20 protein-coding genes are annotated in these 24226 nt (G+C 46.0%); all 20 read right to left on the bottom strand.

Annotation, left to right across the window (positions count from 1 at the left end):
* Nucleotides 1–79: 79 nt before the first annotated feature.
* Entirely contained in the window at nucleotides 80–1258 is a 1179-nt protein-coding gene (locus OWN49_RS00790) for a glycine C-acetyltransferase (RefSeq protein WP_109955188.1), read from the bottom strand.
* A 12-nt stretch (nucleotides 1259–1270) separates the two neighbouring features.
* The gene (tdh, locus tag OWN49_RS00795; protein ID WP_043867101.1) at nucleotides 1271–2317 is read right to left on the bottom strand and encodes an L-threonine 3-dehydrogenase; all 1047 of its coding nucleotides are present in this window, start codon (nucleotides 2315–2317) and stop codon (nucleotides 1271–1273) included.
* Nucleotides 2318–2574: 257 nt separating this feature from the next.
* Nucleotides 2575–2835 (bottom strand): stage V sporulation protein SpoVS, encoded by a 261-nt coding sequence (gene spoVS, locus OWN49_RS00800; protein ID WP_003154135.1) that lies wholly within the window; start codon nucleotides 2833–2835, stop codon nucleotides 2575–2577.
* Nucleotides 2836–3034: 199 nt separating this feature from the next.
* Nucleotides 3035–3829: a TIGR00282 family metallophosphoesterase gene (locus OWN49_RS00805; RefSeq protein ID WP_003154137.1), complete on the bottom strand. Its 795-nt coding sequence runs from the start codon at nucleotides 3827–3829 to the stop codon at nucleotides 3035–3037.
* A gap of 60 nt (nucleotides 3830–3889) precedes the next feature.
* The gene (rny, locus tag OWN49_RS00810) at nucleotides 3890–5449 is read right to left on the bottom strand and encodes a ribonuclease Y (RefSeq protein WP_003154140.1); all 1560 of its coding nucleotides are present in this window, start codon (nucleotides 5447–5449) and stop codon (nucleotides 3890–3892) included.
* A gap of 292 nt (nucleotides 5450–5741) precedes the next feature.
* Nucleotides 5742–6923, bottom strand: a complete 1182-nt coding sequence (locus OWN49_RS00815) for a serine hydrolase domain-containing protein (RefSeq protein WP_077722212.1) — start codon at nucleotides 6921–6923, stop codon at nucleotides 5742–5744.
* Nucleotides 6924–7090: 167 nt separating this feature from the next.
* On the bottom strand, nucleotides 7091–8134 hold the full coding sequence (gene recA / locus OWN49_RS00820; protein WP_003154145.1) for a recombinase RecA: 1044 nt from the start codon (nucleotides 8132–8134) through the stop codon (nucleotides 7091–7093).
* A gap of 170 nt (nucleotides 8135–8304) precedes the next feature.
* Nucleotides 8305–9555: a competence/damage-inducible protein A gene (locus OWN49_RS00825; protein ID WP_077722211.1), complete on the bottom strand. Its 1251-nt coding sequence runs from the start codon at nucleotides 9553–9555 to the stop codon at nucleotides 8305–8307.
* Between the two features lie 17 nt (nucleotides 9556–9572).
* A complete protein-coding gene (pgsA, locus tag OWN49_RS00830) occupies nucleotides 9573–10154 on the bottom strand; it encodes a CDP-diacylglycerol--glycerol-3-phosphate 3-phosphatidyltransferase (protein ID WP_003154147.1) in 582 nt (193 codons plus the stop codon).
* A gap of 46 nt (nucleotides 10155–10200) precedes the next feature.
* The gene (locus tag OWN49_RS00835) at nucleotides 10201–11127 is read right to left on the bottom strand and encodes a helix-turn-helix domain-containing protein (RefSeq protein ID WP_077722210.1); all 927 of its coding nucleotides are present in this window, start codon (nucleotides 11125–11127) and stop codon (nucleotides 10201–10203) included.
* An 18-nt stretch (nucleotides 11128–11145) separates the two neighbouring features.
* Nucleotides 11146–11937 carry a DUF3388 domain-containing protein gene (locus tag OWN49_RS00840; protein ID WP_003154149.1) on the bottom strand — a complete coding sequence of 264 codons (792 nt, stop codon included), beginning with the start codon at nucleotides 11935–11937 and terminating at the stop codon, nucleotides 11146–11148.
* Nucleotides 11938–12064: 127 nt separating this feature from the next.
* Nucleotides 12065–12322, bottom strand: coding sequence for a DUF3243 domain-containing protein (locus OWN49_RS00845; protein ID WP_003154150.1), 258 nt, complete (start codon nucleotides 12320–12322; stop codon nucleotides 12065–12067).
* Between the two features lie 74 nt (nucleotides 12323–12396).
* Complete coding sequence (gene ymfI / locus OWN49_RS00850; RefSeq protein WP_176283326.1) at nucleotides 12397–13125, bottom strand: elongation factor P 5-aminopentanone reductase; 729 nt, start codon at nucleotides 13123–13125, stop codon at nucleotides 12397–12399.
* A 58-nt stretch (nucleotides 13126–13183) separates the two neighbouring features.
* Nucleotides 13184–14470, bottom strand: coding sequence for an EF-P 5-aminopentanol modification-associated protein YfmH (gene yfmH, locus OWN49_RS00855; protein WP_156735030.1), 1287 nt, complete (start codon nucleotides 14468–14470; stop codon nucleotides 13184–13186).
* The gene (gene yfmF, locus OWN49_RS00860; protein ID WP_094246928.1) at nucleotides 14467–15747 is read right to left on the bottom strand and encodes an EF-P 5-aminopentanol modification-associated protein YfmF; all 1281 of its coding nucleotides are present in this window, start codon (nucleotides 15745–15747) and stop codon (nucleotides 14467–14469) included. Before yfmF ends, yfmH begins: the two co-directional genes overlap by 4 nt.
* A 151-nt stretch (nucleotides 15748–15898) precedes the next feature.
* Nucleotides 15899–19018 carry an MMPL family transporter gene (locus OWN49_RS00865; RefSeq protein ID WP_176283325.1) on the bottom strand — a complete coding sequence of 1040 codons (3120 nt, stop codon included), beginning with the start codon at nucleotides 19016–19018 and terminating at the stop codon, nucleotides 15899–15901.
* Nucleotides 19018–19473: a MarR family winged helix-turn-helix transcriptional regulator gene (locus OWN49_RS00870; RefSeq protein WP_167860143.1), complete on the bottom strand. Its 456-nt coding sequence runs from the start codon at nucleotides 19471–19473 to the stop codon at nucleotides 19018–19020. Before OWN49_RS00870 ends, OWN49_RS00865 begins: the two co-directional genes overlap by 1 nt.
* Before the next feature lie 101 nt (nucleotides 19474–19574).
* Complete coding sequence (locus OWN49_RS00875; protein WP_003154158.1) at nucleotides 19575–20804, bottom strand: MFS transporter; 1230 nt, start codon at nucleotides 20802–20804, stop codon at nucleotides 19575–19577.
* Between the two features lie 112 nt (nucleotides 20805–20916).
* Complete coding sequence (locus OWN49_RS00880; RefSeq protein WP_176283324.1) at nucleotides 20917–21642, bottom strand: GntR family transcriptional regulator; 726 nt, start codon at nucleotides 21640–21642, stop codon at nucleotides 20917–20919.
* Nucleotides 21643–21766: 124 nt separating this feature from the next.
* Nucleotides 21767–24127: an FtsK/SpoIIIE family DNA translocase gene (locus tag OWN49_RS00885; protein WP_176283323.1), complete on the bottom strand. Its 2361-nt coding sequence runs from the start codon at nucleotides 24125–24127 to the stop codon at nucleotides 21767–21769.
* Nucleotides 24128–24226 lie beyond the last annotated feature (99 nt).

The raw sequence follows: 24226 nt of genomic DNA on the forward strand, positions 1-24226 counted from the left end.
ACAACCGCCAGCCTATTATTGTACACCTTATTGAGAATAAGAATCAATAAGAAATAAAAAAGAGGGAATCATTTCCCCCTTACACAAGCTGAAGCTCTTTTGCGGCTGAACGGATTACTTCCAGGGCCCGGTCAAGCTCCTCTTTTGTATGCTCCGCCGTAATAATGGTGCGGATTCTCGCTTTTCCTTGGGCGACCGTCGGGTACACGATGCTTTGCGCAAACACGCCGCGGGTCAATAAAAGGTCTGATAATGCCTGGGCTTTTTCTTCCTCCCCTATTAATATCGGCACGATCGGTGTTTCGCTTTTTGTGAGGGTCAGCCCCATTTGAACCAGTTTGTCTTTGAAATACGCCGTGTTCTCCCATAGCTTTTCCATATGCTCCGGCTCTTCCAGCAGGACGTCAATGGCTTCTATGCATGCGGCCGTTACCGCAGGCGGATGAGAAGTGCTGAATAAGAAAGGGCGCCCTTTATGGCGCAGGTAATCGATCAGAACCTGCGACCCTGCGGCGTAACCGCCAAGCACTCCGATGGCTTTGCTTAATGTGCCCACTTGTATGTGGACTCTTCCGTCAAGCCCGAAGTGATTAACCGTTCCCCTTCCGTTTTTTCCGAGTACGCCGGAAGCATGCGCGTCGTCGACCATCACAAAGGCATCGTACGCCTCTGCAAGTTTGACGATGTCAGGCAAAGGAGCGATGTTGCCGTCCATTGAGAATACGCCGTCGGTGACGATCAGGCGCATGCGGTAATTCATTGATTTTTTCAGCACCCTTTCCAAATCGTCCATATCAACATGGCGGTACACCTTTTTATCTGCTTTTGTCAGCCTGATCCCGTCAATAATGGAAGCATGGTTCAGTTCGTCAGAGATCACGATATCTTCTTTTGTAAGAATGCTTGATAAGACGCCCTGATTCGTTGTGAACCCCGATTGAAAAACAAGTGCCGCTTCTGTTTTTTTAAAGTTTGCCAATTTTTTCTCCAGCTCATTGTGCATTGTGAATGTTCCGGCAATTGTACGGACGGACCCCGTACCCGCTCCGAATTCTTCCGCGGCGCGTTTGGCCGCTTCGACAAGTCTTGGATGCGACGTCAAACCGAGATAATTGTTCGATGAAAGCTGTATCACGTTTTTCCCTTTGACTTCCACCGACGGACCCTGCTTCGTTTCAATTTGTTTCATTTGCTGCCACGTTTTATTTTCTTTCATTTTATCAAGCTCTGCTTTTAGAAATTCAAATTCTTTCATGATAGAACCCTCCCCTTATGGAATCAAAATGACTTTGCCGCACTGTCCCTTTCTCATCAGGTCAAACCCTTTTTCAAAGTCTTCAAGCGGAAACTGATGCGTGATCACCGGCGTCAGATCAACAAGGCCGGATTCAAGCAGGTGCGATACCTGCCGCCATGTTTCAAACATTTTTCTGCCTGTGATGCCTTGGACGGTAAGTCCTTTAAACACCACGTCATTTGTCAGGTCAACCGTTACCGGACGTTCCGGCAGACTCAGCATGTGGAACCTTCCCCCGTTGGCCGCCATCTTTAATCCTTGTGTTATGGCTGCCGGGTGGCCTGACATTTCGCAGACAAGGTCGATCCCTTCTCCGCCTGTTAAGGTGTCGATCACCTCAAGCGGATCTTCCTCGTCAGCTGAAATGGTGATCGCAGCTCCCAATTTCTTCGCAAGAGCCAGCCTGTAATCATTTTTATCAATGGCCGCAATACGGGATGCACCGGCCGCTTTAGCCACCGCCACCGCCATCAGCCCGATCGGTCCGCAGCCGATAATTGCAGCGGAACCACCCGCAAGCCGGCTGCTTTCCAGCACCGTATGCACCGCGTTGCCAAGCGGCTCTTGAACAGAGGCGACGGCGGGGTCCATATCAGCGGGGTTTTTCCAAACATTTCGGGCCGGCACTTTGACATATTCAGCGAAGGAGCCGGCTGTATCTACGCCGAGTATCTTTGTATGGGTGCACACATGATGTTTTCCTGTTAAACACGGGACACAAGTACCGCAGACGAAGTGGGTTTCAGCCGAAACGTAGTCACCTATTTTGACATTTGTGACGTGCTTGCCTGTTTCCGCTACGATACCGCTGAATTCATGTCCGAATACTTGAGGTGTTTTGATTCGTTTCTGCGCCCATTGATCCCAATTATAAATATGCACATCTGTACCGCATATAGATGCGGCCTGTACTTTAATGAGAACTTCATTCTCATTAATGGAAGGTATGGGAATTTCTTTCAGAGTTGCTCCGAAAGCGTTTTCATTTTTGACGATAGCTTTCATCTTTCCTCCCAACATGTACACTCCTCCTCGAAAAAACACTGTAATAACTGGATTGTAACATGAGTTAAAAAGGAGGTAAATACCAGTGTCCACTCCAAGAAAACAACTGCTTCCGTCCGGAAAAATGGGCGGGATTTTTTTTGAATATTATATGAATAAAGCCATTTATCATCTCTTCGTACTATTAATATAATATTGTGAGAAAATATGACAGCAATAAAAACAACCTGCTCGCCTTACGCAAGCAGGTTGAGAATGTCATGTTTTTGTTTTTAACGGGGTTCGACGATTAACTTAATCGCCGTTCTTTCTTCTCCGTCAATCTGTATATCTGTAAAAGCCGGAATACAAATCAAATCTACGCCGCTTGGCGCGACAAAGCCTCTGGCAATCGCAACCGCTTTAACAGCCTGGTTTAAGGCACCCGCCCCAATTGCTTGAATTTCGGCGGCTCCGCGTTCCCTCAATACGCCGGCAAGCGCGCCTGCTACTGAATTTGGACTTGATTTTGCTGAAACTTTTAAGATTTCCATTTCTGCTCCCCCTTAGTTTTACAATGGATAAGTGAGTGTTCATTAGAACAATCATTATTAGATGTTGCTATCCAAAAAGCCATCCCCACAATGCTTTTCAAAAATAGCGGGCTACCTTCCATTTCTACTATATTCACTAAGAAGTTGCTATATTCCTGCTTTTCCTTTTAATATTTTTATAAAATAAACACATGATCACCTATTCAAAGAACATATGGTCATCATTGATTAATATCCGTTCGATATTTACGGCCTTTTTCGTTTGATCGTCGATGTCAATGAGCACTCCGCTCAGCGTAGTTTTACCTTCCGCCACCGTAAACCGGACGGGAAGATTGGTTTTAAACCGCTTGATGACCGTTTCTCTGTCCATACCGAGAATTCCGTCGTACGGACCCGTCATGCCTACATCAGTAATATATGCCGTTCCCTTCGGCAAAATGCGGTTATCTGCCGTTTGCACGTGTGTATGGGTGCCTACCACGGCAGAGGCTCTTCCGTCTGTGTACCAGCCGATCGCAATTTTTTCGCTTGTCGCTTCGGCGTGAAAATCAATAAAAATGTACGGTGTGCGCTTTTTCGCTTCTTCTATTAATTCATCCGCTTTAGCAAACGGATCATCAAGCGGCGGAAGAAACGTCCGTCCCTGTAAATTAATGACGGCAAGCTCTTTTCCATTCGATTTAATATAAGTAATGCCTTTGCCCGGCGTACCTTCCGGGAAATTCGCCGGCCGGACAAGATGCGGCACATCATCAATAAAGTCGAAGATCTCTCTTTTATCCCACGTATGGTTTCCCATTGTAATAGCATCTGCTCCCGCTTCCATCAGGCTGTGGTAGATCTTTTCCGTCAGTCCTTTTCCGTGTGCTGCATTTTCTCCGTTAATAATTGTAAAATGCGGTTTATGTTTCGCTTTCAGTTTCGGGACATATTCTTTTACCATGTCGCGGCCCGGGGAACCGACAACATCTCCGATAAATAAAATTCTCATACATTCCATTCCTTCCTTTTCAGGGACTCAAAAAAATAAAGTGATGCGCTAAGCATCACTTTATTTTGCATACTCTACGGCTCGAGTTTCTCTGATTACGGTCACTTTAATGTGGCCCGGATAATCAAGCTCGTCCTCAATTCGTTTACGGATATCACGCGCCAAACGATGGGCTTCTAAATCATTAATGGAGTCCGGCTTCACCATGATGCGAACTTCACGGCCGGCCTGAATCGCAAATGATTTTTCAACACCTTCGTAAGACTCGGAGATTTCTTCAAGCTTTTCAAGTCTGCGGATATAGTTTTCGAGCGTTTCACTTCTCGCGCCCGGTCTTGCGGCTGACAGTGCATCAGCGGCAGCGACCAGAACGGCGATAATGGAAGTCGGCTCTTCGTCTCCGTGGTGTGACGCAATACTGTTAATGACGACTGGATGCTCTTTATATTTGGTCGCAAGCTCCACTCCGATTTCCACGTGGCTTCCTTCCACTTCATGGTCAATTGCTTTTCCGATGTCATGCAGAAGACCGGCCCGCTTGGCAAGCTTTGCATCTTCTCCAAGCTCGGAAGCCATTAAACCGGCTAAAAACGCAACTTCCATAGAATGTTTCAGTACGTTCTGCCCGTAGCTTGTACGGAATTTCAACCGGCCGAGGATCTTGATCAGATCCGGGTGAAGTCCGTGAACGCCGACTTCAAACGTCGTCTGCTCACCCATTTCCCGGATATAGTCATCAACCTCACGGCGGGATTTTTCAACCATTTCTTCAATGCGCGCCGGATGAATACGGCCATCCTGAACGAGTTTATCAAGAGCAATTCTTGCCGTCTCCCGTCTGATCGGATCAAATCCGGAAAGAATGACTGCTTCAGGTGTGTCATCAATAATCAGGTCAATACCTGTAAGCGTTTCAAGCGTACGAATGTTACGCCCTTCACGGCCGATGATACGTCCTTTCATCTCATCATTCGGAAGATTGACGACCGATACCGTCGTTTCGGCAACATGATCTGCTGCACAGCGCTGCAAAGCAAGCGACAGAATGTTTTTCGCCTTTTTATCTGCCTCTTCTTTCGCACGGTTTTCGGTTTCTTTTGTCATGATGGCGATGTCATGTGAAAGCTCATTTTCAACCCGGTCAAGAATGATTTGTTTCGCTTCATCCCGTGTCAGGCTCGAAATGCGTTCGAGTTCTGACTGCTGCATACGAATCATCTCATCCACTTTGCTTTCCATCTCTTCAATATGTTGTTGTCGTTCATTCAGAGAATGATCTTTCTTCTCCAACATCGCTTCCCGTTTATCAATTCCTTCGTGTTTACGGTCAAGATTTTCTTCTTTTTGAAGTAAACGGTTTTCTTGTTTTTGAAGCTCATTTCGTCTTTCACGAACTTCCTGTTCAGCATCTATTCGAAGTGTATGGATTTCGTCCTTTGCTTCAAGCAGAGCTTCTTTTTTCAGTGCTTCAGCATCACGCTTTGCATCTTCAAGGATTTGCTCGGCAGCACCGCGTGCGCCCGCAATCTTTGCTTCGGCAATGGTTTTACGAACATAGTAGCCAACAACTAAACCGAGCAGAGTCAGCAAAATGGAGATGAGAACCGTCATTGGGGTCATACTTTCACCTCCTCTTGCTATGAACTTGGTTTTTGCTTAAATAAGTGCCGGCATGTACATTGTCTGATTTTCTCAACATACAGAACCTTCACAGGGAATGAGTCTCTCATGCCCTTGTCAAGTTTAAATGGTTTAACAATCATGTTAAAAAAACAAATGTTACAACTTCATTGTAATTGTGTCGGAAATACTTGTCAAGCTTGCCAGCTTAACGATTCGCCTTCAGCTCGGATCGCCGCCCATGTATATATCATACCATACCTTCATCCGCTTTTCGTGAATGACGGCTCTGTCAGTCCGCCTGGTTAAGCAATTGGTAAATTCTATTGTTTACCTGTCCTAATTTGGCGTTATTCTGAATGTTTGACAGTAATATGACATATTTGCTTGCCGAATGGCTGAAGCTGTTCAAAATGTTGTAACCGGGCATAACACCGTGATTGGAATAGCTTCCCGGATCAATGTAAAACCCCATCCCGTAAGCGGCACTGCTTCCTGCTGTAAACATTTTTGTGAAGCTTTCTTTTGAAAGGAGCGTGCCGTTTACGATCGCTTTATCAAATTTATAGAGATCTTCAGCGCTCATATACATATCGCCCGCCCCGTACAGCTGCGATAAATCCAAAAGGTGCGGCGTTACAAGACTGCCGCTCTCATCGACTTTGTAGCCGACGGCAGGATATTTAGCTTCAGCAAATGTTTTGTAAAATCCGGCATGCTTCATTCCGGCCGGTTTGAACACGTGTTCTTTTATATATTGTTCATAAGACTCCCCGCTGACCTGAGATACGATATAAGCAAGCACTGAATAGTTGGAATCCCTGTAATCCCAAACCCCGGGCTGCCGTTTAATTCCGCGGTATTCTATATCCTTGATTAAATCAATTGGAGAAATCGGTCCCCGACCCTCAATATGCCCGTTTATGCCGGACGTATGATTGAGCAGGTTTTTCAATGTAATGCGCGTGCCGTTAGGAAAATTCGGCAAGTATGTACTGACGGGGTCACTCGTCTGCAGCAGCCCTTTTTCTTCAAGCTGCAGGACAGCCGTCGCGATTAACGCTTTTTGTGAAGAACCGATATAATATGATGTCTCCGGATTGTTTTTAATTTTTTGTTTTCGGTCCGCATAGCCAAAGCCTTTTTTCAGCACAACTTTTCCATCTTTTACGATCATTGCTGTGCCGCTGAACCCGATCTGTTGCAAGTAATTGCTGATCTGTTTATTGCGATCGATTGATTTAGGTGTTTTCTCTTTTTGCGTCTTTTCTTTTTTCTGTTGAGTCTGGTCTTTTGAAGTATCAGATTGAGCGGCGGGAGCATTTTTAACGGATTCCTTCTCCCGATGATGCGCTGTGACGGTCCAGATCATAATAAAAACAGTGACAAGCAGCAGAAAAAGAAACAGCCCTCCCGTTTTCATCAGCTTCTTCTTTCTTTTTTTATTTATTCTTGTGCGGCGGGGGCTCGTCATCTTTTTTCCTCCTCAGATATAATTTCAACTTTCGCCATGATGTTAGACGAGTGAAGGGTGAAAAAAGTTGTAACATTCCAGATAAAATTTTCCGAAACAGCCAGTGTTTTTTGAAACACACAAAAAAAAGAGCGGAAATTGCTTACTCCGCTCTTTTGATCGTGTTTTTATTCTTCTAATTCCATCTCTTCCTGAACTTCTTCCGCTTTGTCCGTTACACCGTTATTGTCTAAACCGTAATATTCACGGATTTGTTCCTGAATCATCAGCATGATGTCTTTATTTTCTTTTAAGAACTGCTTGGCGTTTTCACGGCCCTGACCGAGGCGTTCTTCTTCATAAGAATACCACGAACCGCTTTTTTGCACGATATCCAGTTCAGTTCCAAGGTCGATGATTTCCCCTTCTTTGGAGATTCCTTCACCGTACATAATGTCCACTTCAGCCGTACGGAACGGAGGAGCGACTTTGTTTTTTACGACTTTAATTCTCGTTTTATTCCCCATGACGTCGTTACCCTGCTTTAATTGCTCGGCACGGCGCACTTCAAGGCGCACGGAAGAATAGAATTTCAGCGCGCGGCCGCCCGGTGTCGTCTCCGGATTTCCAAACATAACGCCGACTTTTTCACGAATCTGGTTAATAAAGATTGCGATTGTTTTAGATTTATTGATGGCGCCGGAAAGCTTACGGAGCGCCTGAGACATAAGACGCGCCTGTAAACCGACGTGTGAATCACCCATGTCACCTTCAATTTCAGCTTTTGGAACAAGCGCCGCAACAGAGTCAACGACTACGATATCAACAGCTCCGCTTCGCACCAGCGCTTCAGCAATCTCAAGCGCCTGCTCTCCCGTATCCGGCTGAGAAAGCAGAAGCTCTTCGATATTGACACCGAGCTTTTGCGCGTAAACAGGATCAAGAGCATGCTCAGCATCAATAAATGCGGCCTGTCCGCCTTTTTCTTGAACCTCAGCGATTGCGTGAAGCGCTACAGTCGTTTTACCTGAACTTTCAGGTCCGTATACTTCAATAATCCGTCCACGCGGGTATCCGCCTATTCCGAGAGCGGTATCAAGTGCAAGGGAGCCGCTTGGCACCGTTGAAATTCTTGTATCCGTTTTTTCTCCGAGCTTCATGATGGAACCTTTGCCGAATTGTTTTTCTATTTGCTTAAGAGCCATATCTAAGGCTGCCTGACGATCACTCATTTATTTTTTCCTCCTTTATCTTGCCACTACATATACTATACCTTGTTTACTGGCATTTGCCAAGAAAAAAGCGAACGCATATTCGGATTTTTTCCGCGTTCGCTTTTCTGCAAAAGAGCATAAGTTCCCTTATAAAACTTAAAAATCAGAGAAAACGGCTCTTTAAAACTTTATTTTTGATCCAGCATTTTTAAAATGAGATGGCAGCCGTATTTAGCGGCGCGCTTTCTGATTCCGGTTCTTGAGCCGGCAAAGTGAAATTCGTGCACCTCTTCTTTTCCTTCCGCTGAAATGCCGATAAAGACGCGGCCCGGCGCATGCCCTTCCTGCGGATCGGGGCCCGCAACTCCGGTAAAGCTGATGCCGATATCGCTTCCGGTCAGCTTTCTCACACCGGCTGCAAGCTCTTTCGCACACTCTTTGCTGACCGCTCCGCTTTCTGCGAGCGTCTCAGCTTTCACGCCGAGCACATGCTGTTTCACGCTGTCGGAATAGCAGACAACGCCCCCTGCAAATAGTTGAGACGCACCGCTTAAATCAGTCACCCACTCTGAAAACAGGCCGCCTGTAAAGCTTTCGGCAGAAGAAATCGTGATTTTGTTTTGTCTGCATGCTTTTGAAAGCTCCTTCACCAGGGACGTATCATCATATCCGTAGAAAAATTCACCGACACGTTCTAAAATGGCGGCTTCCGTTTCTTTTAAAAGCCGTTCTGTTTCTTTTTCGTCAGCATGTTTCGCCGTTAAACGCAGCGTGACCTCGCCGTCAGCAGCAAGCGGCGCAATCGTCGGATTCGTCTGCGCGTCAATGATATCTTCTAAATCAGCTTCAAGCTGGGATTCACCGATTCCGAAAAAACGCAGCACGGTTGAAACAATTTTCTCATTAGAACCGAGCTTTTTAAGAAGCAGCGGCTTCGCTTCATTTTCAAACATCGGACGCAGCTCGCTCGGCGGTCCGGGAAGCAGCATATAAAGCCTTGAGCCGTGCTCTGCAAGCATTCCCGGCGCCATGCCGAAATGATTCGCCAAAACGTCCGAGCCCTCAATAACGAGCGCCTGTTTGCGGTTATTCGGCGACATGGTCCGTTTTGTTTTCACGAAATATTCTTCGATCGACCGGAATGCTTCGTCATTCAGAACGAGCGGGCGCCCCAGTGTGTTTGCAATGGTTTCTTTCGTTAAATCGTCCTTGGTCGGTCCGAGGCCGCCTGAAAAAATAATCAGATCTGAGCGCTCTTCGGCAATGCGGATGACTTGCTTAAGCCGCTCCGGATTGTCACCGACAGCGGTATGGTAAAACACGTTTACACCGATTTCCGCCAGCTCTTTACTGATAAACTGCGCGTTTGTATTGGCGATCTGGCCGAGCAGAAGCTCCGAGCCGACCGCAATGATTTCTGCTTTTTTTGCTATTTCCATCTTTAAGTCCTTCTTCCTTAGTTAGATGTTTTTAACGCATCCCAGTTCTTCGCAAAATAATCCCAGCCGGAAATGACTGTGAAGAGCACGGCCACCCATAAAGCGATATCGCCGAACGGGAAAGAAACGAGCTCAAACGGAAGATTATGCAGCAAAAGCGCGGCAACAGCGATGATCTGGGCCCATGTTTTAATTTTCCCCAGCATATTGGCGGCTACAACTTCCCCCGTTCCCGCCAGCACAAGTCTTAATCCCGTTACGGCAAATTCGCGGCTGATGATGATGATGACCATCCACGCCGGCGCAAGGTCAAATTGCACAAGCGTAATTAATGCCGCGGACACCAGCAGTTTGTCAGCCAGCGGATCTAAAAATTTCCCGAAGTTTGTCACGAGGTTCAGTTTTCTGGCGTAGTAGCCATCCACCCAGTCAGTCGTTGATGCGATAATGAATAAAACAGCTCCCGTAAGATGCGCGACCGGAATCGATTCATCCCCTATATGAACGCTGCCCCAATGAAAAGGAACAAGCATGATAATCATAAATACAGGAATTAAAGCGATTCTTGCCAGTGTGATTTTATTCGGTAAGTTAAACATAAAGCCCCTCCAATAATATGTACTCGGACGTGAAGAAAAAGTCATCTTAATCGTTCAGATGACTTTTCCCCTTTTGTTTTTTCATCTTGATTGTGATGGTCTGCGCCATCACATCATGCGGATTGAGTTCATAGGACAGAACCTCTCCGTTGATTTTAATTTTCAGGTTAGGGGCATAGCCCGTGCGGATTTCAATCTGCTTTTGATCCGTGACGTCTTTTTTAAAGGTTTCGCCTTTTTGCAGCGTTCCTTCTTTTAAAGAACCGCCGCTGTCATCACGGACGCGGATCCATGCGCTGTCAGAAGCAATCAGTTCAAGCTTATACTTATCTGCCCCGGAGACGTTGTATGAAGAAGCCGAGCCTTCCGTTCCGGCCGCTTTGATCTCCGTCTTATCACTGCTTTTTTCTTTCTTTTTCTGCTCTGACGCTTTTGTGTCCTTTTTGTCTTTTTTGCTGTCAGATTGCGCTTCGTCGTTTGTATTGCCGTCGTTTTTCAGCGCAGAATCCTTAGGAATCTCATACTTGCTCTCACTTTGGGTGACGGCCTTATCTCCGTCTGTCTGCCCGGATTTGCTCATTCCGAACTGAATAATCGCATAAATGATCGCGATGACGATAATGACACCGATGACGACAAGGACGGTCGGAAGCCATTCCGCCGCCTTTGAAGCGGACTTAGGAAGCTCCCTTTGCATGGCGAGACCGGAGATTTTTTCCGACACATCGTCATGGTACGTGTTAGGGATGTCTTTTTTATATTCTTCAAATAACTGATCTGAATCAAGCCCGACAGCTTCAGCGTATTGCTTGATAAACGCCCGCACATAAAAATTGCCGGGAATGACGTCATAATTGCCTTCTTCCAGAGCGGTTAAGTATCTTTTCTGAATTTTCGTCGCCGCCTGGAGTTCATCCAATGACATCCCTTTTTCCTCTCTGGCTTCTTTAAGCCGGATTGCTAATTCTGTCACAACAAACACCTTCCAATATTAAAAATCAAAGCTTGAAAAACCGGTCTGATCAAACATTTGCGGTTCTTCTGCATGTTCATATGTAATGACTTCGTCAGGATCATTTCTGAGTTCGATAATATAATCGAAATCATCGAGCGTATACTCCGAATTTTGAACAAAAATATCGGGGTGCTCCACGACCTTTGTCGCCGGAAGCCGCATAATTTCACTGACGAGCTGAAGATGGCGCTCAGATCCCCGTCTTGTCGAAACGATGCCGTCGAGGATAAACACGTTTTCCGTGCTGTATTCATCGGCAACCAGCTGGCTCCGGATCGTTTGTTTTAGCAGCGTTGATGATACGAAAAGCCATCTTTTGCTGGCACAAACGCTTGACGCAACGATGGACTCCGTTTTTCCGACCCTCGGCATTCCTCGGATTCCGATCAGTTTGTGCCCTTCTTTTTTAAACAGCTCGGCCATAAAGTCAACCAGAAGACCGAGCTCGTCCCTTTCAAAACGGAAGGTTTTTTTGTCATCGGCATCACGCTGAATGTATCTTCCGTGGCGGACTGCGAGACGGTCGCGAAGCCTCGGTTCTCTCAGCTTCGTTACTTTAATGGTCTCCATTGTTTTTAAAATTGATTCCAATCGTTTAATTTGATCTATATGCCGGCATCTGAGCAGCATTCCCCTTCTGGAAAGGTCGACACCGTTAATTGTGACAATATTAATTGACAGCATCCCGAGAAGAGATGAAATATCCCCGAGCAGGCCGGGGCGGTTCACTTGAATTTCATATTCAAAATACCATTCGAGCTTTGCCAAATGATATACCCCCTCCATTGTGGCAAATTTTTACCTTCCTTTATCATAAAACATTTTTCTCTAATTAGAAAGAAGAATGTTGCTCTATAGAGGAAAACATAAAAAAAGAGAGGAGAAATCCCCCCTCTTAATGAGTGCTGTTATTTTCAACAAGCTTCACCATCATATTTGCGATGGCGCGCTGTTCATCTTCAGAAGCAACGCTCCAAAGATCAGCAAGCACTTTTTCCTGATGGTTTTTCGAGTCGACTTCGTTCGCAAGGTAACCGCCGATTTCTGTAGCGAGGTCAGTGATTGTTTCATCACTCATCCCTTTTTCCTGCGCATAGTTCAATCTGTCGCCAAGGAAATTCTTCCAATTATCCCAGTTTTCTAATACTGACATGTTGGGTTCCTCCATTTCATCTGTTGTTACAAAATTATTTTGTCCGTGCAGATGCAAACTATACACACATTTTTTCAGCAGTGCCAGCCGCCGTTTACGGATAATATATGCCCCGTAATATAGGAAGCCTTGTCCGATAATAAAAAGGCCGCCGCTTCGGCGATTTCCTCCGGCTTCGCCAGCCGGCCCGCGGGAATTTCCTCTGCCAACGCTTCTTTTTCATCAGACGTGAACTGATCAAGCATATTTGTATCAACGGCACCCGGCGATATTGCATTCACGCGGACGCCGCTCGGAGCGAGCTCTTTGGCAAGCGCTTTGACGAACGAATGCTGCGCTCCTTTGACCATGCTGTATAATACCTCGCACGATGCGCCTGTTTCTCCCCAGACGGAACCGATCGCGACGATGCCCCCGCTTTTTTTCCGGATCATGCCGGGCACCAGATTACGCGCCAAAAGAAACGGACTCGTCACATGCAGCTGCACCATCTCCCGCGCCGTGTCATCCGTAACGTCCGTAATCAGGCCGAAATGACTTTTGCCGCTGTTTAATATCAGAGCATCCACAGGCTGCTTAACGGAACGGCTGAGTGTCTCCGCGCCATCCGGTGAGGACAGATCCGCCTGTATAACGGAGGCTTTTACGCCGAATGATGCGCTCAGCCTTTCCGCAAGCCTGTGTGCGGCTTCCTTATGAGAATGATAATGCAAAAGGACGTCATATCCGTTTTTTGCGAGGACTTCACTTATACTTTGTCCGATTCCGCCGCTTGCTCCGGTTACGAGCGCTGTCTGTTTCATCAATCAATACTCCTTCTTTCCCCAGAAAAACATCCCTCAGGGCGTGAGGGATGTTTTGTTATGATTTTGGCACGACTTTGCAGACTGTCAGCCTGTCTTCTGATATTTCTTCTTTAATGACCCGCTTTACGTCTTCCAGGGTGATCTGCTCCAGTACGGTTACGACATCAAACAGACTCATATCTAAAAAGGCGTAGCGTGTGAATTGGTTGGCGATATATTCAGGTGAATTGAGCGCTTTTAAAAATGACCCGATTTTCTTTTTTCTCGCAAGGTCAAGTTTTTCCGCAGTCACGGCTGATTCTGCATCAAGCAGCATCTGTTTTAATTCGTCAGCGAGCTTATCCGGCTCCGGTGTATCTCCTCCGACAGAGGCAAAACCGAATCCGTATTCAGCCGTGTAATCAAAGCTGAAGGTTTCATCAATGTAGCCTTTATCGTACAAGTTGCCGTAATGCGGTGAGCTTTTTCCGAAGAGACATTCAAGCATGAGGTTCATGCTGAGCTCGTGCTTCAACAGCTCCCGCCCCGTTTTATAAGGGTCTTTCGCCTTTAAGCCGACAAGACATTTTGAGCCTTGCACGTTCATTTTTAATTCCTGCTCCCGGCGGAAAACCGCTTCCTGCTCCTGAACCTCTTTACGTTTGATTTCAGGCTGGTCTGTAAACGGCTTTTTCTCCTGGTTTTTCCGCACCTGGCTGATGACCGCTTCAGGATCTACGGGACCGACGATAAAGAGCAGCATATTGCTCGGGTGATAAAACGTTTCGTAGCACTCATACAGCAGATCTTTCGTAATATGAGAGATGCTCTCCACCGTTCCGGCAATGTCAATTTTCACGGGGTGGTCTTTATACATATTTTCAATAAGGCCGAAAAACAGCCGCCAATCCGGATTATCATCATACATATTGATTTCCTGACCGATGATGCCTTTTTCTTTTTCAACTGATTTTTCCGTGAAATACGGGTCCTGAACAAAATCCACGAGTGTTTCCAGGTTTTTCTCTACATTAGAAGTGCTGGAGAACAGATAAGCGGTTCGTGTAAATGATGTAAAGGCATTTGCCGACGCCCCCTGCTTACTGAAGTCCTGAAACACGTCGCCGTCCGCTTTTTCAAACAGTTTATGCTCCAGAAAATGCGCGATTCCGTCAGGGACGTGTACCATTTCTTCCTTATTTAAAGGAACGAATTGATTGTCAATGGAACCGTACTTTGTCGTAAACACGGCGTATGTTTTATTAAAACCCTGTTTCGGCAGCACATAGACATCAAGGCCGTTTGCCATTTTTTCATGATACAGCGTTTCCTGAAGCTGTTCGAAGTTTATCGGTTTAGTCAAGATGCTCCCCCCGTCCCTTTTAAGAAATAAGTCGTATCCAGCTTAATGTTCTTTCCGACATTGATAATGTCCTCTTTTGTCACTTTCTCGATATTGTCGAGGAAAGTTTCGATCGGTATTTCCACTTGGGCTGAAGCCTGCTGATACAGAAATTCCGATAAGCCGTATGCCGTATCAATCGTTTCTAACACTTGGTTTTTAATAACGGCTTTCGTTTGGGCGATATCGTCCTCTGAAAAGTCACCGTTTTGCATAGCCTGAAATTGTTCTTCGATTATGGTGACGGCCTGCTTATAATTTTTCACCTCAATGCCCGACATGACCATCAAAAGCCCTTTGAAGCTTTCCACCCTTGAGGCTGCATAATAGGCGAGGCTCGCTTTTTCACGGACATTTATAAACAGCTTTGAATGAGAGAACCCCCCGAACAGCCCGTTAAACACCTGCAATGCCGGATAATCCGGATCTGTATATGTCGTATTGGTCCGGAATCCGATATTCAGCTTGCCCTGCTTGACGTCCTCTTCATCAATGACTTCCTTCGGATCGGGCTGTTCATTCGCCGCGCTTCTTTCAAAAGGCTGCAGCTCCCGTTCTTCCGTTTTAAAATACGTATCAACGGCCGTTTTCACCTGATCTGAATCAACATCGCCGATGACGTACAGGTCCAGCTGATCTTCGCGTATGGCTTTTTGATAGGCTTCATACAAATCTTGCGGTGTAATGTGTTCAACATCATCGAACTCGCCGTTGACGTGAAGGGCATACGGTTCGCTTTTGCACATTTCCTGAACGAGACGCAGATTAGAATATCTCATCTTATCATCATATACGGCTTGAATCCGCTGTTTCAGCGTCCGTTTTTCCTGCGTGACATAAAGGGGCAGGAAGGCGCCGTTTTCCAAAGCGGGCGAAAAGACAAGCTCTGATAAAAGCTGAAGGCCTTTTTCCAATAGCGGTGTGCGGTCCTTCAGATACTTTTCATTAGGAATCTCAAGTCTGAACGTAATGACATGACGTTCTCCCTTTTTTGTCAGATCAGCTGAAACGGATGTGCCGTACAGCTCATCAAAATAAGAACGCAGATCAGCGGTTTTCGGGCGGCTTTCTGTTCCGCGCAGAAGCACATGCGGAAACAGCGCCCTTTTTGTTACGAGCTCTTTCGTTAAAGGAGCCAGCATTTTAAACGTCAGCGAAACGGTTTTAAATTTCTCAGTCTTTACGATATGGGCGGTGATCCCGCCGTGCTTTGACTTCATTTCATTTACATAAGTCATGTGAAACCTCCTTCGTTCATTCTTTAATAGTATGTATTATGACCAAATTTCAGCATTCGCAAAAAAGAGTGCGCAGATGTAATTATATCAACTGGAGGATTTATAAGGAAACAAAAAACCTCTGCCCGAAAACAGGCAGAGGCATTGTACGTTATTTTTTCAAATTGAAAGGCCACCAGTTGGCTCTTCCGAATATTTTCACCATGACCGGTACAAAAAACGGAAGGACGACAATTGCGTACATGAGAAGGCCTGTTAATACCACGGTTGCAATCTGTAATAAGGAAAGAACGCCTGACGGCAGCATGGCCGCAAAGGTTCCCGCTAAAATAATCGCCGCAGAAATGATGACGGAACCCATATTTTTCATACTGCTGATCATTGCGGGCCCCGTTCCTTCTTTTTTCAGCTCATTAAAGCGGTCCATTAAAAAGATGGAATAATCCACACCAAGAGCCATCAAAATAACAAAGCCGAAGAACGGTACGGCCCAGTTTACGCCCGGATACCCGAAGAAGTGTGTAAAGATGTATTCCGTCACGCCGATGGATGCGAAATACGTCAGTACGAGCGACGCCACTAAATAAACAGGCATAATGAGAGAGCGCAGCATTATGATGAGAATCAGAAAAATTCCCGCCAGCATAAACATTGCCGTCCGTTTGAAGTCTGAATCCGATACTTCTTTCAGATCGGCATTCATGCTGGAGACTCCCGAAACGCCGAAAGAGGCATTCTTCAGATCCGTGTTCGGAATGGCTCTTTTTACGCTCGCTTTGATCGCTTGAATATCTTGAATGGCCGTATTTGAGTAAGGATTGTTATCAAGAACGACGGTCAATTCTGTCGTTTTTCTGTCATCTGACATGTACGTATTAAACACGCTTGTGAAATCACTGTTTGTCAACGCGTCTCTCGGCACAAACCAGCCTGTCATTTCTTTATCTGACGCCTTGTGAAGCTCACCCAGGTAATCATTCGCCCCCATCATGCCGCTTGATACTTTCTTAAGCCCTTTTACACTATCGTTAAGGCCTGAAGAAAGATCGCTGAGCCGGGAAGAAAAATCACCGAGACCGCTCTTCATTTTTTTCTGGCCCTCCGCGAGCTGTCCTGCCGCCGATTCAAGGCGCGGCATTTGTCCTGCAAGAGCCCCCTGTCCGTCTGACACTTGCTGCAGACCGTTTTCAATACTGGTCAGTCCATTGATCATTGCGTTAATTTGAGTGTCAATCTTCTTCTGTGCGGCTGCCAGCCGGGCAAATTGTTTTTCCGCTTGCTGCAGATGATCCTTTTGACTGTCGACCTGTTTAGAAAACGCTTCTGCATCCGCGTTTGCCTTGGAAACGGCTGACTGTACACCCGTAAAGGCCGATTTGATTTCTTTGTAAGAGGGATCGGTTTTGACTGACGGTATTGACGCTTCCAATTTTGCAAACGGCAGCCGGGCAAGCTGCTTGTTCAAATCGGCAAGCTGTCTGCTGGCTTCATCTTTCATCGGCAGGACGGTTTTTACCAATTTTAAAGCGTTTTGCGTTTCTGAAGCGAGACCGCTGTTTTGTTTGAGCTGTGAAGTCAGCATTTGTTTTTGCTCTTCAATCTGATTTCTCATCTGGGCGACGCCGGCTTTATTCTCATTCACGCCAGCCTGCAGTTTATTCAGGTTTTCTCCTATATCAGAAAGCCCGGATTTCAGAGACAATGTTCCGTTAATAAGCTGATTGACGCTTTTCCCCGACTCTTCGATCTGCGGCTGTGAATCGGCTAACGACTTTGCGGCATGCCCTAATCCGTCCGTGATTTTTTCAAGTCCTGTATTGCCTTTATCAAGCCCTTCTTGAAGCTGCTTTGCCTGATTTGTGACAAATAATTGATTCAATCCGTTTCCGGCAGGGCGCGTGGCGCTTCTGACCGTTTTTACACCCTCTGTTTTTTCAAGTTCTCTGCTGATTTTTTCGATATCAATCAGGTGTTTTTCGGTATTTAATGGCTCATCATTTTTGATGACGACTGTGGCCGGAAGAAGTTCTCCCGGGCCGAATGCGCCTGAAATCGTATTAAACGCGCGGACGGATTCATATTTGTCCCCGATTTCGTCAAGGCTGTTGTAAGATAGCGATCCTTTGTAAAGAAGGATAGGCGGGACGGTGAATACCGCAACGATTGCAAGACTGATGAGCGGCCTTTTAAATGAAAACCGCCCTGCCGTTTCCCATGCTTTGCTTTGAGGATGGGAAATATCGCCCTTAACAGGCCAAAACAGTCTTTTTCCTAAAACAGCCATAAAAAACGGCACGATCGTCATGAGCGCAAGCAGCAGCACCGCGACACCGACCGCAACGGCGGCTGCCGACTGATACAGCTTAAATGTCGCAAATCCGATGCAGGCAAATCCGATCAGCACCGCACCGCCGCTGTACAAAACCGTCTTTCCGGCCGTTTTGTAGGTGACGACGATCGCTTCTCTTATATCAGCGCCATGCGACAGTTCTTCTTTAAATCTGCTGAGAAGCAGAATGCAGTAGTCTGTGCCGATTCCGAACATAATCGCAACCATAAAAATCTGCGTAAAAGTTGAGAGCGGAAAATTCAGCTGGCCGACTAAAAATGCGACAATCGACTGGCTGACTAAATAAGATATCAATACAGATAAAAGCGGCACAAACGGAGCGACCACTGACCGGAATACAAGGACCAGCACGATCAGGATAAAAGCGACCGTTATATATTCAGTCTTTTTCAAGCCGTCCTGTGAGCTTTTTAACACATCTTCGTCGATCAGCGACTGGCCTGTAATGCCGTATGATACGCCGTACGGTTTCAGCTCTTTATCAATTTTATTTTTTATTTCGAGGATATCGTTTTTGGATGTATCAAGCTGCAGCTGAACGAGCATCGTTTGTCTGTCTTTTGACAGCAGCTGTTTTTTGATGTCGTCATTTTTCTCCCCGAAGTATGAAGTCACCGTTTTAATCTGAAGCGCTTTTTTCTGTTCAGACAAAGTGCTGACGGCTTCTTCCAGACGATCTTTTTTGTCTGTCATTAAGCCTTTTTCGTGAAATACGATGACGGCAGAAGAAGACGGTGCATCTGAATCAGACATTTCATCAAGCAATTCATGGGCATAAGAAGAGGAATATCCGTCCGGTACGGAAATCTGCCCTTTCTCCCGTGTCAATTCAGCCATATCAGGCGCTGTAAGCATAAATATCACCGTTGCGGCGATCCATAACGCGGCGATGATCCAGCGGGCTCGGATAATGTTTTTCATTATGTCTGCTGATCCTCCTCTGTCATCATCAATCGATATAATTTTTCATATGTATTAACGAACATCTCCGCCTCGTCTTCATCAAAATACATAATATATGAACGGACGAGTTCCTCAATCCGCCGCTCCACACGGTGAAATACTTCCGTCCCCTTTTCCGTGACATTTAAAAGTATGCTCCGGCGGTCGCTTTCGCTGCGTTCTCTATTGATGTAGCCTTTTTCATACAGGCGGTTCGTCATCGATGTAATGGCGCTTTTATTGACGTGGCACACCGCGGCCAGTTCAATTGATTTGCAATCCGGATTGAGCATAATATAGCGGAGTATGTAATATTGATCCAATGTCAGCTCTTTGTTCACTTTTTCAGCGATAATGCTGTCAATTTTTTTTAAGACGTGCAGGTATACATCGGAATAACGCTGAATCAGCTGCTTTACTTTTTCTTCATGCACCTTTTCCCCCTCCTTCCAATAGTTAAAATGTTTAACTATTAAAAAGGATAACGACTTGACGATATCATGTCAATCTTCAAAATAAAAAAAGACAGTGCAGATTACACCGTCTTTAATGATTCCTTTTTTTCTTTAGCTTGTGATGAGATATTTAACAGCGCTAAAAATACAGACACAATGCCGCAAAAAGCGGATAAAATAAAAATCAGCCAGCCTGCATTTGACATCAGGGCAGCAAAGATCGGCGGTCCCGCCGCTACTCCGATAAACCGCATGCTGTTATAAAATGAGGTGATGGTTCCCGATTCCTCGTTGTCTACGCCTTCTGTGATGACAGCGTCTAATGCCGGTAATGCTATTCCGATACCGATACCGCTGACACACAAAAAGATAAATAATAAATAAAAACTGTGATTCCACCATAGGCCGATAAACGACAGTGTCACGGCACTCATTCCGAAAACAATGCAAAACTTCATTTTGCCTTGGTCTTTCCCGATTTTTCTGCCTGATATATATGAACTGACGGATAGAAATAAAAGCGGGATTGCCAAAAGCGCTCCTTTAGCCACACCGTCAATTCCGTATTTCTTCTCCAGTGAGTCTGATAAATAAAAAAGAACCCCGAACAGCAAAAACATAATCACGCAGCCGATGATAAATACCGTAAAGAGCCAGCGTCCGTCACGCTTAAATATGCGGCCGACATTTTTCACAAATTCGGAAATAGAAGGCGCTTCTTTTTGTTTCTCCGGCTTTGCCACCAAAAACAATACGAGAAAAAAACTGATGAGCGAAAAAAACGGAATGAACCAAAACGGCATAAACCAAAACCATGCAGCCAAGAGCGATCCGAGAATCGGGCTTAATACTTTTCCGGCCGTGTTTGACGTCTCAATGTCGCCGAGCCCCGCGGTAATCCGCTCATCATCCCCTTTGAATAAATCACCGATAAACGGCATCACTACAGGAGCCGCCCCTGCCGAACCGATTCCCTGCAGCACCCGCCCCGCCAAGATAATGGGATAAGGATGCTTGAACGCGGTGGAAGCTATCGCGGCAAGCGCTCCGCCCGCACCGGCTATGAGAAGACAAGGCAGAAGAACCTTTTTTCTTCCGAATTTATCGGACAAATATCCGGCAATCGGAATACAAATAATAGCCACAATCGAATAGACCGTTATAATTAACGATACTTGAAAAGACGATATGGACAGCTTCTTTTCAATCATCGGAAGCACAGGAATCAGCATGGAATTCCCGAGTGTCATCACGAGCGGTACAGAAGCCAGAGCAATGATATTTTTTGTTCCATTTTTCTTCTTACTCAACTTATTCACCCATTCACTATACTTGGTTGTTTCCTGTTTTATTGTGCCTTGCGGAAAACAAAGTATGTATTGAAGCGGCAAATAAAAAAAACAGACACATGACGCGTCTGTCTTAAAAACGTTTTCTTACAACATGAAAACTGAACTTATCTGCCCGGAAATAATTTAATGAATACAGCACAGGTTCATCATTCTGATTATAGTGGGTTTGCTTCAGCAATAAAAGCGCCGTCTCCGGCTCGCATTCCAAAACCGGTGAAATCGTATCGTGATATCCGATCGGTTCGATATCAGCAACGGCATAGCTGATCACAGACCCGGAGTTTTTTTCCAAAAGATCAAAAATAGATTCCTGTTCATGACAGAAAGAATTCGGCAGAATGTGCATCGGAATCGAATCTAAACAGTAAACGACCGGAGTGCCGCTTGCCGTTCTCACGCGTTCCAAATAAAAAAGCTCCTGCTCAGGCTCAAGCCGGAATCTAGCGATATCTTCATCAGACGGCGTGATGACCTGAGACGACAAAAAAATCGTACCCGGCACCATGTTCGCCTGCTGAATCATTTTCGTCACGCTGTTGAGCTGTTCAATACCTGAAAGAAACAGCGGTTTTGTATGGACGAAAGTGCCCACACCGTGCCTTCTGATAATCACATGCTCCTCTTCAAGGATACGCAAAGCTTCACGCAGAGTTGCCCGGCTGACACCCATAGATTTTGAAAGCTCAAATTCAGAAGGAAGCTTTTCCTTTTCGGTGTAAATTCCGTTTTGTATATCCTCTTTGATTCGCTCAATCACTTTTAGGTACAAGTGACGATTGTCAGCTTTTGTAGACATGTTTCCCCTCCGTAAACCACTTTCATAAATTATTGAACAATTGGGACAACTATATCATGTTTTAATAAAAAAATAAATAGGAATGATTTTGGTGATATCATTTTCAGTGAAAACTCTCTCCTTTTTAAGAAGAGAGCTCATCATATTGTTCCTTAGATAATAGTACTTCCCTCGGTTTGCTTCCTTCATACGGCCCGACGACGCCCCGTTCCTCCATTGCGTCAATCAGACGGGCTGCTCTCGTATATCCGATTCTGAACCGCCTTTGAAGCATGGAGACTGATGCCGTCTGCATGCCGATAATCAAATCGACCGCTTCGTCATAGAGATCATCCGTTACTTCACTGTGTGTTTCCGACACTTCTTCCGGAATCATCTCTTCTTGATACTGCGCTTTTTGCTGCGTAATCACATGATCGACGACATGCTCAACCTCTTCATCCGATAAAAATGCTCCCTGGACCCGGACAGGCTTATTCGCGCCTACAGGCAGAAACAGCATGTCTCCGCGCCCCAGAAGCTTTTCAGCGCCGCCCATGTCTAAAATTGTCCGTGAATCGGTCTGAGATGAAACACTGAAGGCAATTCTTGACGGAATGTTGGCTTTAATAACACCGGTAATAACGTCAACTGAAGGCCGCTGAGTCGCGATAATCAAATGAATTCCCGCCGCCCGCGCCATCTGTGAAAGTCTCGTAATTGAATCTTCCACATCGGAAGAAGCGACCATCATCAGATCGGCAAGCTCGTCAACGATGACGACGATGTATGGCAGCTCAGGCTGCTTGACTTCTTCTTCGGCATTTGACCGCTTTATATGGTCGTTATAGCCTTCTATATTTCTCGTACCCGTATGGGAGAACAGCTCATAGCGGCGCTCCATCTCATTGACGACCTTTTTCAAAGCCTGCGAGGCCTTTTTCGGATCTGTCACGACCGGCGCAAGCAGATGAGGAATGCCGTTATACACATTCAGCTCAACCATTTTCGGGTCAATCATCATCATCTTCACTTCATGCGGTTTGGCCCTCATCAGAATGCTCGTAATAATACCGTTGACACAGACGCTTTTTCCGCTTCCCGTTGCCCCCGCTACGAGCAGGTGGGGCATTTTGTTCAGTTCGGCAAGCACGGCTTCCCCGGAAATATTTCGTCCCAAGCCGATCAGAAGCTTCGCGTCCGGCTTGTCATTGAGCTTGGATTCAAGCACTTCTTTTAACGAAACCATCGCAACTTCAGCATTGGGCACCTCGATGCCGATTGCTGATTTACCCGGAATCGGCGCTTCTATCCGGATATCCTTGGCGGCAAGCGCGAGCGCAAGGTCATCGCTCAGATTCACGATTTTACTGACTTTGACCCCGACGTCCGGATACACCTCATATTTTGTGACCGCCGGGCCGAGATGAACTTGGGTCACTTTCGCCTTTACCCCGAAGCTTTGAAAAGTCCGTTCGAGTTTTCTTGCATTCTCGTAAATGTTTTTCTTATCGGTTTGCTGGCCGGTATGTTTCGGGTCAGCCAGTATGTCCAATGAAGGCATTTGATAATCTTTATTTTCAAGCTCCGTAAACGTCATCGGCGGAGCGGCAGCCGTTTCGTCACTGTCTTGAGCGCCGCCGGAAGGCTCATCTTTTGCCGCTTGCGCCGTCTCCTGCGTTTTTTCCGGAATCAGCGGTTCGACGCGTTCTTCCTGACGGTCTGAAAAGCTTGAAATAATCGGCTCTGAATGGATGATCGGCGAAATGATTTCCTCATCCTCTTCTTCGGGCTCAGGCATTTCTTTTTTCTTTTGAACCCGTTTTTGTTTTTTGCCCGATTTGGTTTTTGTTTTCGGCGAAGACATATTCGTTCTGACCGTCTTCATATCCTCAAGAAATGCCTGCCATTGATTGCGGATAAACCTGCCGACGGGGCTCGTCCACTTTTTGAGCGTTTCCTGCAGTGAACGCCCCGTTACAAGAATCAGCCCCATTAAGATCAGCACGATCGCCATGATTTGTGAACCCGTTGATGCAAATAAAAAGTGGGAAGCTGCAAACAGTACCGCGCCGATCATGCCGCCGCCCAAATCAGGGGAAGCAGCCTGCTGTTTCATGTCAATCATAAACAGCTCCCACGTGTTGCCGATGACACTTGCCGACCGAATCGACCCGTGATGAGACAGATTTTTAAAGAGCTGCACGTGAGACAGCAGCAAAATACTGGCGATAATACAGTACAACCCCGCCTTTCTTCTCGTTAAAAGGCTTGGACTCTTCTTTTTCCAAAACAGCGAAATTCCGAGAAGGAAGAGCGCAATTAAGCATAAAATAAACCACTCTCCGGCAAAAAAACGGAACAAGTACACAAATGTCTGTCCCACAACGCCGAGCTGCAAAACAGCAATAATCGAGATTGCAACACAGAGCAGTCCGCTTAGTTCGTATTTTAGATTGAGCTTACTCTCTTGTTTCTTTTTAGATTTCCGTTTTTTCTTTGCCACACTCATCACCTTACTGCGTTAAAAAATGTAAAATCATACATCATGAAGAAAAGCAGCCTTTTGCCGGCTGCATTTTTCTGTAGGATTCCCCTATTATAG

This window comes from Bacillus sp. NEAU-242-2 (assembly GCF_027853835.1).
Lineage (GTDB): Bacteria > Bacillota > Bacilli > Bacillales > Bacillaceae > Bacillus > Bacillus velezensis.

Excerpts from the sequence above, each read along its gene's own strand:
- OWN49_RS00865 (WP_176283325.1), bottom strand. The coding sequence starts at position 19,018 with ATGAAAAACATTATCCGAGCCCGCTGGATCATCGCCGCGTTATGGATC.
- rny (WP_003154140.1), bottom strand. The coding sequence starts at position 5,449 with ATGACCCCAATGACGGTTCTCATCTCCATTTTGCTGACTCTGCTCGGT.
- pgsA (WP_003154147.1), bottom strand. The coding sequence starts at position 10,154 with ATGTTTAACTTACCGAATAAAATCACACTGGCAAGAATCGCTTTAATT.
- OWN49_RS00805 (WP_003154137.1), bottom strand. The coding sequence starts at position 3,829 with ATGAGAATTTTATTTATCGGAGATGTTGTCGGTTCCCCGGGCCGCGAC.
- spoVS (WP_003154135.1), bottom strand. The coding sequence starts at position 2,835 with ATGGAAATCTTAAAAGTTTCAGCAAAATCAAGTCCAAATTCAGTAGCA.
- OWN49_RS00845 (WP_003154150.1), bottom strand. The coding sequence starts at position 12,322 with ATGTCAGTATTAGAAAACTGGGATAATTGGAAGAATTTCCTTGGCGAC.
- yfmF (WP_094246928.1), bottom strand. The coding sequence starts at position 15,747 with ATGACTTATGTAAATGAAATGAAGTCAAAGCACGGCGGGATCACCGCC.
- tdh (WP_043867101.1), bottom strand. The coding sequence starts at position 2,317 with ATGTTGGGAGGAAAGATGAAAGCTATCGTCAAAAATGAAAACGCTTTC.
- recA (WP_003154145.1), bottom strand. The coding sequence starts at position 8,134 with ATGAGTGATCGTCAGGCAGCCTTAGATATGGCTCTTAAGCAAATAGAA.
- ymfI (WP_176283326.1), bottom strand. The coding sequence starts at position 13,125 with ATGAAACAGACAGCGCTCGTAACCGGAGCAAGCGGCGGAATCGGACAA.
- OWN49_RS00825 (WP_077722211.1), bottom strand. The coding sequence starts at position 9,555 with ATGGAAATAGCAAAAAAAGCAGAAATCATTGCGGTCGGCTCGGAGCTT.
- OWN49_RS00815 (WP_077722212.1), bottom strand. The coding sequence starts at position 6,923 with ATGACGAGCCCCCGCCGCACAAGAATAAATAAAAAAAGAAAGAAGAAG.
- OWN49_RS00880 (WP_176283324.1), bottom strand. The coding sequence starts at position 21,642 with ATGTCTACAAAAGCTGACAATCGTCACTTGTACCTAAAAGTGATTGAG.